The sequence below is a fragment of the Kitasatospora sp. NPDC089509 genome (assembly GCF_044749365.1).
GTDB lineage: Bacteria > Actinomycetota > Actinomycetes > Streptomycetales > Streptomycetaceae > Kitasatospora.
Window position 1 is genome coordinate 38802 of sequence record NZ_JBIVHS010000007.1, and the last position, 13373, is coordinate 52174.

The 13373-nt window shown below is 72.4% G+C and carries 12 protein-coding genes and 1 riboswitch; of the genes, 4 read left to right on the forward strand and 8 right to left on the reverse strand.

What is annotated here, in order from left to right; translation table 11 throughout:
• The first annotated feature begins 6 nt into the window (after nucleotides 1-6).
• Nucleotides 7-1392, forward strand: coding sequence for an 8-oxoguanine deaminase (locus tag ACIP4P_RS16905; RefSeq protein ID WP_400918994.1), 1386 nt, complete (start codon nucleotides 7-9; stop codon nucleotides 1390-1392).
• A 318-nt stretch (nucleotides 1393-1710) separates the two neighbouring features.
• On the opposite strand, the gene ACIP4P_RS16910 is transcribed toward ACIP4P_RS16905, so the two are convergent.
• Nucleotides 1711-2112 carry a gamma-glutamylcyclotransferase gene (locus ACIP4P_RS16910; protein ID WP_400918996.1) on the reverse strand — a complete coding sequence of 134 codons (402 nt, stop codon included), beginning with the start codon at nucleotides 2110-2112 and terminating at the stop codon, nucleotides 1711-1713.
• Nucleotides 2113-2216: 104 nt separating this feature from the next.
• Entirely contained in the window at nucleotides 2217-3899 is a 1683-nt protein-coding gene (aceB, locus tag ACIP4P_RS16915; RefSeq protein ID WP_400918999.1) for a malate synthase A, read from the reverse strand.
• 201 nt (nucleotides 3900-4100) lie between these two features.
• On the opposite strand from aceB, the gene ACIP4P_RS16920 reads away from it, so the two are divergent.
• Nucleotides 4101-4898: an IclR family transcriptional regulator gene (locus ACIP4P_RS16920; RefSeq protein ID WP_400919002.1), complete on the forward strand. Its 798-nt coding sequence runs from the start codon at nucleotides 4101-4103 to the stop codon at nucleotides 4896-4898.
• Nucleotides 4899-5067: 169 nt separating this feature from the next.
• Here the strand turns inward: ACIP4P_RS16920 and ACIP4P_RS16925 are convergent, their stop codons facing one another.
• Entirely contained in the window at nucleotides 5068-6402 is a 1335-nt protein-coding gene (locus ACIP4P_RS16925; RefSeq protein ID WP_400919005.1) for a hypothetical protein, read from the reverse strand.
• 1 nt (nucleotide 6403) lies between these two features.
• A riboswitch (cyclic di-AMP (ydaO/yuaA leader) is annotated at nucleotides 6404-6569 on the reverse strand.
• A gap of 260 nt (nucleotides 6570-6829) precedes the next feature.
• Entirely contained in the window at nucleotides 6830-8167 is a 1338-nt protein-coding gene (locus tag ACIP4P_RS16930) for an esterase/lipase family protein (protein WP_400919008.1), read from the reverse strand.
• A gap of 246 nt (nucleotides 8168-8413) precedes the next feature.
• Here ACIP4P_RS16930 and ACIP4P_RS16935 point away from each other — a divergent pair, with 246 nt between their 5' ends.
• Nucleotides 8414-8743: a MoaF-related domain-containing protein gene (locus tag ACIP4P_RS16935; RefSeq protein ID WP_350513442.1), complete on the forward strand. Its 330-nt coding sequence runs from the start codon at nucleotides 8414-8416 to the stop codon at nucleotides 8741-8743.
• A gap of 144 nt (nucleotides 8744-8887) precedes the next feature.
• On the opposite strand, the gene ACIP4P_RS16940 is transcribed toward ACIP4P_RS16935, so the two are convergent.
• Nucleotides 8888-10039 (reverse strand): alpha/beta hydrolase-fold protein, encoded by a 1152-nt coding sequence (locus ACIP4P_RS16940; RefSeq protein WP_400919011.1) that lies wholly within the window; start codon nucleotides 10037-10039, stop codon nucleotides 8888-8890.
• Between the two features lie 98 nt (nucleotides 10040-10137).
• On the reverse strand, nucleotides 10138-10818 hold the full coding sequence (locus ACIP4P_RS16945; protein ID WP_400919014.1) for a TetR family transcriptional regulator: 681 nt from the start codon (nucleotides 10816-10818) through the stop codon (nucleotides 10138-10140).
• A 137-nt stretch (nucleotides 10819-10955) separates the two neighbouring features.
• Between ACIP4P_RS16945 and ACIP4P_RS16950 the strand changes: the two genes are divergently transcribed.
• Nucleotides 10956-11720, forward strand: coding sequence for an SDR family NAD(P)-dependent oxidoreductase (locus ACIP4P_RS16950; RefSeq protein WP_400919016.1), 765 nt, complete (start codon nucleotides 10956-10958; stop codon nucleotides 11718-11720).
• Between the two features lie 146 nt (nucleotides 11721-11866).
• On the opposite strand, the gene ACIP4P_RS16955 is transcribed toward ACIP4P_RS16950, so the two are convergent.
• Both ACIP4P_RS16955 and ACIP4P_RS16960 read right to left on the reverse strand, forming a co-directional pair.
• Nucleotides 11867-12838, reverse strand: coding sequence for a phosphotriesterase (locus ACIP4P_RS16955; protein ID WP_400919019.1), 972 nt, complete (start codon nucleotides 12836-12838; stop codon nucleotides 11867-11869).
• On the reverse strand, nucleotides 12835-13356 hold the full coding sequence (locus ACIP4P_RS16960; protein ID WP_400919022.1) for a carboxymuconolactone decarboxylase family protein: 522 nt from the start codon (nucleotides 13354-13356) through the stop codon (nucleotides 12835-12837). The genes ACIP4P_RS16955 and ACIP4P_RS16960 overlap by 4 nt, the downstream gene beginning before the upstream one ends.
• Between the last annotated feature and the right edge of the window lie 17 nt (nucleotides 13357-13373).

Below are 13373 nucleotides of genomic sequence, written 5' to 3' on the forward strand. Positions count from 1 at the left end.
GACACCATGGCAGTCCAGCCCCCGCCCGCCGACCAGCGGACCGTGATCGAGAACGTCGCGATCGCCACCGTCGACGCCACCGACACCGAGTACGCCCGCGGCCACGTGGTCATCCTCGGCAACCGGATCGAATCGGTCGGCGACGGCCCCGCCCCGAACTGGCTGGACAACGTGGTGCGCCGGATCAACGGCGAGGGCCACCTGCTCACCCCGGGCCTGGTCAACACCCACCACCACTTCTACCAGTGGATCACCCGCGGCCTCGCCCAGGACGACATCCTCTTCGACTGGCTGGTCGCCCTCTACCCGACCTGGGCCCGGATCGACGAGAAGCTCGTGCACGCCGCCAGCCAGGGCTCGGCCGCCGCCCTGCTCAAGTCCGGCTGCACCACCGCCTCCGACCACCACTACGTCTTCCCCAAGGACGGCGGGGACGTGCTCGGCGCCTCGATCGAGGCCGTCCAGGAGCTCGGGCTGCGCTTCACCGCGCTGCGCGGCTCGATGGACCGCAGCAAGAAGGACGGCGGGCTGCCGCCGGACCACGCCGTCGAGGAGCTGGACGACATCCTGGCCGCCTCCGAGGCCGCCGTGGACCGCTACCACGACGCCTCCTTCGGCTCGATGCTGCACGTCGCGCTGGCGCCCTGTTCGCCGTTCTCGGTCTCCACCGACCTGCTCCGGCAGTCCGCCGAACTCGCCCGCCGCAAGGGCGTCCGGCTGCACACCCACGGTTCGGAGACGGCCGAGGAGGAGCAGTTCTGCAAGGAGCTGTTCGGCATGGGGCCGACCGACTACTTCGAGTCGGTGGGCTGGCTCGGCGAGGACGTCTGGATGGCGCACTGCGTCCACATGAACGACTCCGACATCGCCAAGTTCGCCGAGACCGGGACCGGCGTCGCGCACTGCCCGTCCTCCAACGCCCGACTGGCCGCCGGGATCGCCCGGGTGCCCGACATGCTCAAGGCCGGCGTGCCGGTCGGGCTCGGGGTGGACGGCACCGCCTCCAACGAGTCCGGCGAGCTGGGCACCGAGCTGCGCAACGCGCTGCTGATCAACCGGCTGCACGGCTCCCCGACCGCGCTGACCGGGCGGCAGGCGCTGCGGCTGGGCACCATGGGCGGCGCCCGGGTGCTCGGGCGGCAGAACGAGATCGGCTCGATCGAGGCCGGGAAGCTGGCCGACCTGGCGCTGTGGAAGATCGACGGGGTCATGCACTCCTCGATCGCCGACCCGGTCGCCGCCCTCACCTTCGGCGCGCTGCCGCCGCTGGCCACGCTGTTCGTCAACGGCAACGCGGTGGTCGAGAAGGGCGAGCTGACCACCGTCAACGAGGACCGGATCGCCCGCGCCTGCGCCCGCGCGGCCAAGGAGCTGGCCTCCCGGCCGGTCTGACGGTCCGCTGGGCGGGCCGGAGCTGCCCTCCGGCCCGCCCGCCCCACTGATTCCGGGAGCGCCCAGGGACGGTGCGCTCCCGGACTCCGCACGCCCGGTCGGGTGTGCGGACCGCGGCCCCGAACCCACGGCGAGGGTTCGGGGCCGCGGCGTTCAGGTGACGGGGTTCAACGGACGGGATTCAGCGAACAGATTTCAGATGACAGAGTTCAGCGAACAGATGATGAATGCCGTCATCTGTTCGCTGAACTCTGTTCGTTGTCAGCTGTTCGCTGTCAGCTGTCAGTTGTTAGCTGTTCGCTGTCAGGACGTGCGCCGTCAGGCCGTGCGCCCGAGCGTCGCCAGGTAGGCGCGCCAGCCGCCGTGGTGGGTGATCTCGCGGTGCACTCCGCGCTCGACCTCACCGCGGGCGAGCAGCATCGAGAAGCACGCCGAACCGTCCTCCAACTCGATCACACCGAGCTCCAACTCCCGGGGCTCGCCGGGCAGAATGACGTCCCGCAGGCGCTCCAGGGTGATCTCGTACAGCTCGCCCTCGATCGCGCTGTCGACCGCCGGGTCGGGCAGCAGGCCCGGGCAGACGTCCGTCCCGCCGCTGTGGTCGATGGAGAAGAAGCGGTAGCCCGGCGCGGTGCGGGCCGGGCCGATCAGGGCGTCGGCGACCTTGGCGTGGAACGGGCCACCGACCATCGCCTGGCCGTTGAAGAAGATGCGCGCCATCTCTGAACTCCTCAGGTGCAAAAGGCCGTTCCGTACGGCGACGAGAGGACAGGTGGATTCGTCGCCGTACGGAACGGAGTTGGGGGGAAGGCGGAAGCGGGGGCTCAGCCGAGCAGCGGCAGGGCCGGGAGGGTCAGGAAGTCCGCGAACTCCTCGGCCAGGGCGACCTGCTCGAAGAGCTGGGCGGCCTCCCGCCAGCGGCCGGCCTCGTAGGCCTGGTCGCCGAACTCGGCGCGCAGCTCGGCCAGTTCGGTGGCGACCAGGGTGCGGACCAGCTCCGCGGTGGCCTTCTCGCCGGTGTCGGCGAGCACCACCCCGTTGTGGATCCACTGCCAGATCTGCGAGCGCGAGATCTCGGCGGTGGCGGCGTCCTCCATCATGTTGAAGATGCCGACGGCGCCGAACCCGCGCAGCCACGCCTCGATGTAGCGGAGGCCCACCTGGACGGCGTTGTGCAGCCCCGCGCGGGTGCAGGTGCCCCCGGCGCCCGCGATGTCGAGCAGTTCGGCGGCGCCGACCGGCTCGGCCGGTCCCGGGTTGTCCTTCTGGTTCGGCCGCTCGCCGAGCACCGCGTCGAAGGAGGCCCGGGCGACCGGGACCAGGTCCGGGTGGGCGACCCAGGAGCCGTCGAAGCCGTTGCCGGCCTCGCGGTCCTTGTCCGCCTTGACCTTCTCCAGGGCGGCGGCGTTGACCTCCGGGTCCTTGCGGCTGGGGATGAACGCGGCCATGCCGCCGATCGCGTGGGCCCCGCGCCGGTGGCAGGTCCGCACCAGCAGTCGGGTGTAGGCGGCCATGAACGGCGAGGCCATGGTGACGCTGTTGCGGTCCGGCAGGATGTAGTGCTCGCCGGCGTCGCGGAAGTTCTTGACGATCGAGAACAGGTAGTCCCAGCGCCCGGCGTTGAGGCCGGCCGCGTGCTCGCGCAGCTCGTGGAGGATCTCGTCCATCTCGAAGGCCGCGGTGATGGTCTCGATCAGCACGGTGGCCCGGACGGTGCCGTGCGGGATGCCCAACTCGGCCTGGGCGTGGGTGAAGACGTCGTTCCAGAGCCGGGCTTCGAGGTGGCTCTCGGTCTTCGGGAGGTAGAAGTACGGGCCGGAGTTGGGGTCCTCGGCGCCCTTGGCGAGCAGCCGGGCGGCATTGTGGAAGAAGTACAGGCCGAAGTCGACGAAGGCGCCGGCCACCGGGACGCCGTCGACCAGCAGGTGGTTCTCGTCCAGGTGCCAGCCGCGCGGGCGGACCACGACGGTGGCGAGCTCGGCGGCGGGCTTGAGGGCATAGGCCTTGCCGGCCGAGCTGGTGAAGTCGATCCGGCCCTCGAAGGCGTCGATCAGGTTGACCTGCCCGCTGACCACGTTCTCCCAGGTCGGGGAGGTGGCGTCCTCGAAGTCGGCGAGCCAGATCCGCGCCCCGGAGTTGAGCGCGTTGATGACCATCTTGCGGTCGGTCGGGCCGGTGATCTCGACCCGGCGGTCCTGGAGGGCGCGCGGCGCCTCGGCGACCTTCCAGTCCCCGGCCCGGACGTCGGCGGTCTCGGGGAGGAAGTCCAGCGTGCCGGTGCGGGCGATCTCCGCCCGTCGGGTCCTCCGCCTCGCCAGGAGCTCCTGCCGGCGGCCCTCGAAGGCGCGATGGAGGCCCACGACGAAGGCGACCGCCTCCGGGGTGAGCACCTCCTCCGCCCGGTGGACGCGCGGTCCGGCGACAGTGACGACCGGAGCGGCGAGAGAGGAGGTGATTGGGGGTACCCCCGGCCGGAGGCTGGGGGAGGGTCCCTGATCTGCAGCCATGAGCAGGACACTCCTAAGACGGTTGAGCCTGACGAAGGGAGCTCCGGTGGGAACTTCCTGGGGAACTTCCTCGATCGTTACCCGCCTGTCGGCGAGTTCGATTCTGTAAGGTGGAGACTAGTTTCCGCGATACAGAATTTCAACGGTTTGTTGAAGAGGTCGCCGGGACTCTACTCCTCCCCGACAGCGAAGGGAACGCCGGTGGTTGCGACCCCCGACACAGCATCGACGACAGGCGCCGACCGCGCGAGCGGCGGCGTGCAGTCCGTCGAGCGCGCCTTCCAACTCCTGGAGGCGCTGGCCGACTCCGGCGGGATCGCCACCCTCAGCGAACTCTCCAGCACGTCCGGCCTCCCCATGCCGACCATCCACCGACTGGTCCGTACCCTCGTCCAGCAGGGCTACGTCCGCCAGGACACCGCACGCCGCTACACCCTCGGCCCCCGGCTGATCCGGCTCGGCGAGACGGCCGGCCGCCTGCTCGGCAGCTGGGCCCGCCCGTACCTGGCCGAGCTGATGGAGGCCACCGGCGAGACCGCCAACCTGGCGGTGCTGGAGGGCGGCGAGGTGGTGTACGTCGGGCAGGTGCAGTCGCGGCGCTCGATGCGGATGTTCACCGAGGTCGGGCGGCGGGTGCAGCCGCACTGCACCGGCGTCGGCAAGGCGCTGCTCGCCCAGCTGCCGGAGGACGAGGCGCGCGCGATCCTGGGCCCCAACCCGCTGCCCGCGCACACCGAGTACACCCTCACCGACCCCCAGCAGCTGATGGACCAGCTCGCCGAGGCGCGCGAGCGCGGGTACGTGGTCGACGACCAGGAGCAGGAGATCGGCGTCCGCTGCATCGCGCTCGCGGTGCCCGGCGCGCCGACGCCCACCGCACTGTCGGTGTCCGGCCCGGAGGCCCGGATCCGGGCCCTGGAGGAGCAGGCGGGGGCGTCCGCGCTGGTACCGGTGATGCACCAGATCGCGGCCCGGCTCGGGCAGGTCCTGGCGCCCTGACCTCCGGGTCCACTGACATCCCGTCAATTCACCTGCACGGCAAGGGTGGAGACGCAAGAACCGGCAGCCGCTCGACCTCGGGGAGGTCGGGGGGCTGCCGGTTCCTGAGAGCGGCTGGTCCTGGGGGTCGGCTGGCCTAGACGGCCTGCGCGATGGCCTACGCGACGGCCTAGCGGTAGACGCGCACGTAGTCGGCGGAGAAGCTGATCGGGGTGTTCCCCTGCGGCGCCGGGTGGTACTTTCCGGCGCTCACCGAGAGGTTGAGGATCAGGTACGCCGAGAAGTTGCTGCCCACGCCCTTGTTGTCCGAGTACACCTTGACGCCGTTGACGTACCAGTCCACCGAGTTGGCGCCGTAGTAGGTGCCGATGGTCACCCACTGGTCCGCGGCGACGGCCTTGGCGTCGGTGTAGTACTCCGGGTTGCTGGGGTTGACGTGGTTGGTCAGCTCCAGCAGGTTCGGGTTGTCCGGGTGGTACTCGAAGGAGTCGATCTCCCCGTTGCCGTTCTTCCAGGTCCACAGGGCGGGCCAGGCGCCGGCCACCGAGGGCATCTTGACCCGGGCCTCGGCGTAGTCGCCGGTCTTGACCTGGAAGCCCTCCGCGGAGCCCTCGGTCGTCAGGAAACCGGTGTTCCAGGACTGCTGGCCGTTCTCCAGGGCGGGCCCGCCCGGGGTGGCGGTGAAGGTGGCGACGCCGTTCGCGACGGTGACGTTGTTCTTGTTCAGCCAGTCGAGCTTGTTGTCGCCCGGGTTGTGGTTGCCGTACTTGTACGCGGTGCTCTTGTCACCCACCCAGCGCTGGCCCCAGGCGATCGGGCCGTTGAACTCGTCGGACCAGGTCAGCGACTTGCCGGCGATCGGGGAGGACGGCGCCGGGGTGCTCGGGGTCGCGGTGGCGCTCGGGGTCGGGGTCGGGGTCGGGGTGACGCTCGGGGAGGGCTGCGCGGTGGGGGCGGTGGTCGGCGCGGTGGTCGGGGCCGGGGTCGGGGACGGCTTGGCGGTCGGGGTCGGCGCCGGGGTCGGGGTCGGCGTCGCGGTACCGGCGCGGGAGACCACCAGCTGCTGCGAGGGCAGGTTGTGCCAGGCTCCGCCCAGGTCCTGCCAGAAGCCGAACTGGTTGTACGTCCCGGCGGGCAGGGTGCGCGCGCCGCTGGTGAAGCTGAACCCGCTCGGGCATATCTGCACGTTGCTCGCGTTGCCCGGGAAGTCCAGGTTGGTGCCGCGGGCGTCGCGGACGCCGACGCCGACGGTCTTCGCGGTGACGCAGGACGAGGAGTGCAGGGCCAGCGAGGCGGTGGTGGCCTTGCCGGCGACCATGGCGGCGGGGGCGAGCCGGTCCTGGGTGACGGTCGGGGCGGTGGCGGCCTGGGCGCCGGACGGCAGCGCGAACAGGCCGGCGCCGGTGATCGCGATCGCGCCGGTGGCGGCGAGGGCGGCGTTGCGGCCGCGGTGGGAGGGACGGGCGTGGCGGGGCGCGCGACGGCGCCCGGCAGGCTGGTGCATGGCGGGTCCTCTGCGACGCCTGCGAGGTGAGCTGTCGGATTCGGGCTGCAGTTGCCCGGCCGCCTGTGGAGCGGCTTCACCCCTAGCCACGACCCGCACGCTGGTACGTACGGGCCGGGCGCTGACCTTGGTTCCCCCGCTCCCGTCCGCTGTGGTGCTCGAGTGCCCGCCGGCGGGTGGACGGGACTCGGCGTCCCGGCGGCGGGGTCCGCGACGGCGGACGACCGTTGCAGGCTAGGCAGTCCGTCCGTGAACGGACAACTGGATCCGGCCGGTTGTCGCACAGCTCACAGTGGTGTCGATCAACGACGCTGCGTGGTCGGCGAGTTGATCAATCCCCTGGCGGTACCCGGAGGCTCGTCCAAGGGCTCGACCGAGGTTCGGCCGGGGCTCGACCGGGGACTCGGCCAAGGGCACGGCCGGAGCTTCAGTCGAGCCAGGCGGCGACCTGGGCCTCGGCGTCCGGCGCCCAGGCCAGCTCCAGGTGGTTGAGCCCGGTGAGCAGCCGGGTGCCGCCGACCGTCGCGATGCCGGTGGTGTCCAGGGCGCTCGCGGTGAACACGATGCCGTCGCTGGGTCCGCGGTTCTCGTTCAGCACGCCCGGGATGTCGGCCGACCCGCCCGCGAGGAGGTAGGTGGGCACCGAGGCCGGGATCCCGGCCCGCTGGAGCGGCGCGATCAGCGAGCCGGCGCCGACGGCCGCCTGGATGCCCTGGCCGGAGGTGTAGAAGCCCTGGCCGCCGTAGTAGGTGGTCCACCAGTCCTGGGCGGTGGTGTCCACCCCGTAGGTCGCGTCCCAGCGGGCCAGCAGCTGGCGCTGGCCCGGGTAGCAGTCGCTGCCGCCGGTCGGCAGCACACCGAGGCAGGGCTGCGCCGTGTACGTCCCGTAACAGGTCATGTACAGGTGCGGGGAGGGTGCGTTGGCGGTGCCCCCGCAGGCCGGCCAGGTGGCCAGGTCGAAGTCCCAGCCGTGCGCGTAGACGTAGTCGAGCCCGCCGTTCGGCCCGCCGAGGGTGATCAGGCGGCGCACGTCGCCCGCGTACGCCCGTCCCTGCGCCGGGCGCACCGAGGACACGTACGCCCGGGCCGCCACCTCGCCCTTGCTCCAGGCCACCACGTCGACCCGGGGGACGCCGAGCCGGGCCCGGATCAGGGCGAGCGCGTCGCCGACGGCCTGGGCTTGGAGCAGGTTGTCGCCCTGCTTGTGGGCGAAGCCGACGGCGAAGACCCGGCGGCCGGTGCCGGCCAGGTACTGGGCCAGGCCGGTGGAGGGGCAGGCGGACGCCCCGCAGGTGCCGCTCTCCCCCGGGTTCGCCCAGGCCCGGTCGGCGTTGTCGTTGGCGCCGTGGACCAGCAGGACGGGCGTGCCGGTGCCGCCGGCGTCCCAGCCGGTGGCCGAGTAGAGCAGGAAGCGTGCCGAGGAGGGCTCGCCGGTGCCGAAGTAGGTGCGGCGGGCGCCGTCCTGGTCGCCGCGGCCGTCGGCGGGGTACTGCTCGGGGCCGAAGCCCGGGGTGGGGTCGAGGTAGCGCTCGACCTTCGCCCAGCCGTTGCCGGGGGCGGGGAAGGTCGCTTCGAGGGTGAGCGGAGCGGCACTCGCCGCGCCGGCGGTGGGGGCGCCGAGGAGGAGGGCCGTAAGGGTCAGCAGCAGCGCGACGAGTGCGGCGGGGACGCGTCCGGAGGGAGTCCTGGCGGGCGTCCGGGCGGGGGTCCGGGCCGGGAGTCCTGCTGCGGCGCCGGTGGGGGCACTGGTGGGGGTGCGTCTCATGGGCGTGGACGGTAGGACCGGCGCGTCGTCCGTGCCCATGTGCCGGTCGCACACCGCGGGCGGCCGGGCGATGGCGGACCGTACCGTGGCGCGGGGCCGCCCGAGTCCGCCCGGTCGGATAAATTGGAACCCTGGCGTTTTCCGCGGTGCACAAAGAGCACCGAGCCCGACCCGCACGATCCGCACCGCCCGTGACCGTCCGTGACCGTCGCGGCGCACGCTTCCGAGAAGAGGTCCCGCCCCACCATGACCGCGTCCCTGCCCGCCTTCGCCGGCCGCACCTACCTCTTCCAGGTCGACAACGGCGCGGCCTTCCGCAACTCTTACTCGGCCGACGGCACCCGGCTGCGCTGGGAGGGCCTCGGCGAGTCGGCGGGCCAGTGGGAGGACGTGCGGCTGCACGTCGCCGAGGTCGCGCCGGAGATCTACTTCGTCAGCTGGACGGAGCAGAGCGGGATCACCGTCAGTCATGTGATGGACCTCAACGCACTGACCGTCCGGGCCTTCTGGACCTTCGAGGGCGAGGGCGGCCGGGTCGGCCAGCTGCACACCGGGACGCTGGAGCGGGTGGCCTGACCGGCTCCGCGCCGAGCATGCGACGAACCCCCGGAGCGCCATCGGCTGGCGCTCCGGGGGTTCGTCGTGTGCTCGGCGCCGGCTCGCCCGAGGAGAGCGTCACCCGGGGGAAGCCTCGTCCGAGGGGGCGTCGCCCGAGGGGCGTCAGACGGTGTGGCCCGGCTGGGCGGGCACCTTGAGGTGCTGGGACAGCCACTCCAGCGAGGACGGCAGCAGCGTGCTCCAGGTCTCGAAGTTGTGGCCGCCGTTCTCCAGCATGCTGTACGAGACCTTCATCGGGCTCTGCACGGCGTCGACGAACGCCTCGGTCTCCTGCCGGTAGTTGCCGTCGCCCTTCTTGGTGCCGGCCAGCAGCACCGAGACCTCCGGCTGCGGCAGGTTCTTCAGCCGCCACATCAGGTTGGCCTCGTTGCGGCGCTGCTTGCTGCCGCCGAAGAGGTCACCGGTGGTCGGGTCGTCGGCGGCGTCGTAGTAGCCGGAGAGGGAGACGGCGGTCGGGAACACGTCCGGGTGGCGCATGGCCATCTTGACCGCGCAGTAGCCGCCGGTCGAGTTGCCCATGAAGGCCCAGGCGTGCGGATCGGTCGATACCCGGTAGCTGGCCTGGATCGCCGAGGTGACGTCCTTGGTGAAGTACGTGTCGGACTGGGCGCCGCCCGGGATGTCCTCGCACTCGGTGTCCTGCGGCAGGGCGGGCGAGGGCTGCAGCATGATCATGACGGTCGGCTGCATCCGACCCTCCTGCAGCAGCTTGAGCGCGGCGCCGGGGTAGTTGAAGCGGGTGATCAGGTTCTCGGCGATTCCCGGGAACCCGGTGCTGACGATCACGGCCGGGAACTGCCGCTGCGCGTACTCGGGTTGGAAGTACTGCGGCGGCAGGTAGACGAAGCCCTCGGTGGAGAGCCGGCTCTCCTTGCCGTCGATCCGGACCTTGCGGATCTCGCCGGACTGGGCGGGCTCACGGCCCATCGCGCCGCCGCCCTTGACCGACGCCTGGCCGATGGTCTCCACGAGCAGGCGGCCGGAGGCGTCCGCCTTGTTGTGTATGACCACCGGGCCAGTGCTGCCGGTGCCCAGCAGGTCGTCCCAACTGCTGTAGAACGCGAAGTAGTTGTTGGCCACCAGGCCGAGCGCGGCGAGCACCGCGAGCTGGGTGGTGAGCAGCGCGCCGATCCGGCCGAGCACCGCCTGCCAGCTCTTCCTGGCGAGTCTGGGCCACAGCCAGACCGTGCCGACCATCATCACGACCGCGATCAGTACGGCCAGTGCCAGCACCTTGTGGCTCGTCAGACCCATGTCCCAGTTGCTCCCACGCCTCGAACTCCGCGCCCCCTCCGCTCAGGGACATCCGAGGCGATCACCCCGGTTCCCCCACCGGGGCACGAGGACCAACCCTAGCGGGAGCTGGGAGGAAGCTGATCGGCGGCTGTGCGGCTGCGGCCGTGGGGCCACGCCTCGGCCGTCCGACCCCAGAGCCGCAGGCCCGCCGTGAGCTCGCGCATACAGCGGGCACCGAGGTCCTGCGGGGAGCCCGGGCCGGTCACCGGCGCATCCGAGGCCGCCCACTGCTCCAGGGCCACCCGGATCGCCGCGGTGGCCGCGGCGGCGGCCAGCCGGATCTCCAGCGGGTCGGCGCCCTCCGGGCAGCGGTCGGCCAGCACGGACCGCAGCCGCTCCTCCGACGCCGAGTGGACCCGCTGCCAGGTGCCGTCCAGCCGGGGATCGCGCAGCAGGCTGCGGGTCCAGTGCATCGCCTCGACGGCGCCGTCGTCGGCCGGGGTCAGCGACTCGACCGCCGAGCGCTCCAGTGCCTCCCGCAGCGGGAGCTCGGCCGGGCTCTCGGCGAGCAGGTCCACCCAGCGCTGCCCGCCCGCCGCCAGCAAGGGGGCGACGGCGTCCTCCTTGACGGAGAAGTACCGGTAGAAGGTGCGCAGCGAGATGCCCGCGGCGGCGGCGATCTCCTCGGCGGTGGTCGCCTCGGCGCCCTGCTCGGCGAAGAGCGCGGCGGCGGTGCGGGCGATCTCCAGCCGGGTGGCATCACGGCGGCGCTGGGTCAGGGTCGGGCGTCCGGTCACAGGGGTCAGCGTACGCACTCGACGATCAGCATGGCACGTCGCGCCGACATGTCACATCAAGACTTATTGGCACAACGTGCCATTCAGGCGTACCGTGCCTCTTGAGGTCGAGAGACCACGAACGAAGGAGAACCACCATGGAGCGCTTCAGCGGACGGAACGTCCTGATCACCGGCGGCGGCTCTGGCATCGGCCAGGCGACCGTGCACCGGATCCTCGCCGAGGGCGGGAAGGTCGTCGCCGTCGACGTCAACGAGGACGGCCTGAAGAAGACCCTGGACCGCGCGGCCGCCGACGGCACCGCCGAGCGCCTGACGATCCAGGTGCTGGACATCTCGGACGAGGCCGCCGTGGTGGCGGGCGTCGCCGAGGCGATCGCGGGCCTGGGCGGCCTGGACGTCCTGGTCAACGCGGCCGGCATCCTGCGCTCCTCGCACACCCACGAGACCACCCTGGACTTCTGGAACAAGCTCCTCGCGGTCAACCTGACCGGCACCTTCCTGATGACCCGCGAGGCGCTCCCCGCGCTGCTCACCGACGGCCGGGGCGTGGTGGTCAACTTCAGCTCCACCTCCGCGAGCTTCGCCCACCCCTACATGGCCGCGTACGCCGCGACCAAGGGCGGCATCCAGTCCTTCACCCACGCGATCGCCTCGGAGTACTCGAAGCAGGGCCTGCGCGCGGTCTGCGTCGCGCCGGGCAGCATCGACAGCGGCATGACCAACAACCCGGGCCTGCCCGCCGACGCCGACTTCAGCCTGCTCGCCAAGCTCTCCCCCGCCCTCGGCCAGGGCTTCGCGGGCCCCGAGACGGTGGCCGGCGTGATCGCCATGCTGGCCTCCGACGACGGCGCCTTCGTCACGGGCACCGAGCTCCGCATCGACGGCGGCACCCACATGTGAGCCCGCGGTTGTGAACCCTCGGTCCGGTTGTGAACCGTGGGTGCGGATGACGGCGGGGCCTGTGCCATCCCCCATGGGGCACAGGCCCCGCTCCATGCGCGCACGGGACGGTTCAGCGGTTCAGCGGTTCAGCGGTCCGGACGCTCTCAGGGCGTGCGCCAGTCGACGGCCAGGGCGACCGCCGGGTTGGCGACCAGCAGCCGGTCGGGCAGCTCGGGTCCGAAGGTGCGGGCCAGTCGCGGGGCGAGCTCGGTGAGCAGCCGGACCGGGCCGCCGGCCGCACGGGCCGTCCGGGTGGTGGTGTCGGCACCGAGCAGCAGGCGGTCGGCGTGGCCCGCCTCGACCAGGTCGGCGATCAGGTCGAAGGCCTGGAGGTCGTCGGGGTGACCGATCCTGGAGGGGCTGTCCAGGGCGAGGAACACTCCCTCGGCGGCGAGGCTGCGGTGCACGGACCGGTCGGTGAAGCGGGTGAGGTGGCCGAGCACGATCCGGTCGGGGCTCACTCCGTGGCGTCCGGAGAGCCGGTCCAGGAGGCCGTGCGGGTCGCCCGCGGGTTCGAGGTGGACGGCGATCGGGGCACCGGTGGCGTGGTGCGCCTCGGCGGCTGCGGCTGCCGTCCGGCGGGTGTGCTCGGTGAGCGGGCCCGCGTCGTCGGCGATCTTGATCAGACCGGCCCGGACGCCGTCGACGGCGCCGCCGGGGAGACCGGGGAGAGCAGGGAGACCGGTGGTGAGCTCGGTGACGAAGCGCTCGGCCAGGTCGGGGGACGGCACCGCCCCCGGGACGGCGTGCGAGGTGGGGCCGGGGAGACGACCTGCGGGGTAGTGGGCGGCCTGGTGCGCGCCGGTTGCGGCGACGAGGTGAACGCCGGTCGCGCGGGACAGCGCGGCGAGGGACTCCGCGCCGCGGCCCATGCCCCACGGGGTCCACTGGACGAAGGTGCGACCGCCGGCCGCGGCGTAGGCGCGCAGCACGTCCTCGGCGGCGGCCGGGTCGTCCAGCTCCTGGCCAGGGAGCAGGGGGCTGCGGATGAAGAGGTGGTCGTGGGAGTCGGTGGCGCCCAGCTCGGCGGGGGCGAGGTCGCCGAGGACGGTCCGCACCGTGCGGGTCGCCGTCATGACGCGTCCTCCGTCCCGGTGCCGGCTGCCCCGGTGCCGGCCGTCTCGGTGCCGGCCGTCCCGGTGCCGGCCGAAGCGGCCGCGAAGGTCGTGGTGGCGACCCGCAGGCCGGCCAGGGCCTTGGGGACGCCGACGTACGGGGCGAGGTGGACGATGACCTCGGTGATCTCCTCGCGCGTCAGCCCGATCCGCAGGCTGTTGCGGACGTGGTCGGCGAGCTGCGGCTCGACGCCGCCGAGGGCGGTCAGCGCGGCCAGGTTGGCGATCTGCCGGTCACGCAGGGCCAGGCCGGGGCGCTGGTAGGTGCCGCCGAAGAGGCTGGTGACGATCCAGTCGGGGAAGCCGGGGGCGAGCGCGTCCAGGCCACCGAGGGTCTCGGCGGCGACCGGGCCGCCGAGCTCGGCGAGCAGCGCGTAGCCGGCTTCGCGGTCGAGCGCGGCCGGGGCGAGGTCGGCGGGGACGAGCGAGGCTGCGGCGACGTCGGCGGGGGCGGGCGGGGGCAGGGGCGTGGCGGGCATCGCGGGGAGGGGACCTT

Coding starts and splice junctions, on each gene's coding strand:
- ACIP4P_RS16940 (WP_400919011.1), bottom strand. CDS start 10,039: ATGGGTCTGACGAGCCACAAGGTGCTGGCACTGGCCGTACTGATCGCG.
- aceB (WP_400918999.1), bottom strand. CDS start 3,899: ATGGCTGCAGATCAGGGACCCTCCCCCAGCCTCCGGCCGGGGGTACCC.
- ACIP4P_RS16960 (WP_400919022.1), bottom strand. CDS start 13,356: ATGCCCGCCACGCCCCTGCCCCCGCCCGCCCCCGCCGACGTCGCCGCA.
- ACIP4P_RS16950 (WP_400919016.1), top strand. CDS start 10,956: ATGGAGCGCTTCAGCGGACGGAACGTCCTGATCACCGGCGGCGGCTCT.
- ACIP4P_RS16930 (WP_400919008.1), bottom strand. CDS start 8,167: ATGAGACGCACCCCCACCAGTGCCCCCACCGGCGCCGCAGCAGGACTC.
- ACIP4P_RS16905 (WP_400918994.1), top strand. CDS start 7: ATGGCAGTCCAGCCCCCGCCCGCCGACCAGCGGACCGTGATCGAGAAC.
- ACIP4P_RS16955 (WP_400919019.1), bottom strand. CDS start 12,838: ATGACGGCGACCCGCACGGTGCGGACCGTCCTCGGCGACCTCGCCCCC.
- ACIP4P_RS16925 (WP_400919005.1), bottom strand. CDS start 6,402: ATGCACCAGCCTGCCGGGCGCCGTCGCGCGCCCCGCCACGCCCGTCCC.
- ACIP4P_RS16910 (WP_400918996.1), bottom strand. CDS start 2,112: ATGGCGCGCATCTTCTTCAACGGCCAGGCGATGGTCGGTGGCCCGTTC.
- ACIP4P_RS16935 (WP_350513442.1), top strand. CDS start 8,414: ATGACCGCGTCCCTGCCCGCCTTCGCCGGCCGCACCTACCTCTTCCAG.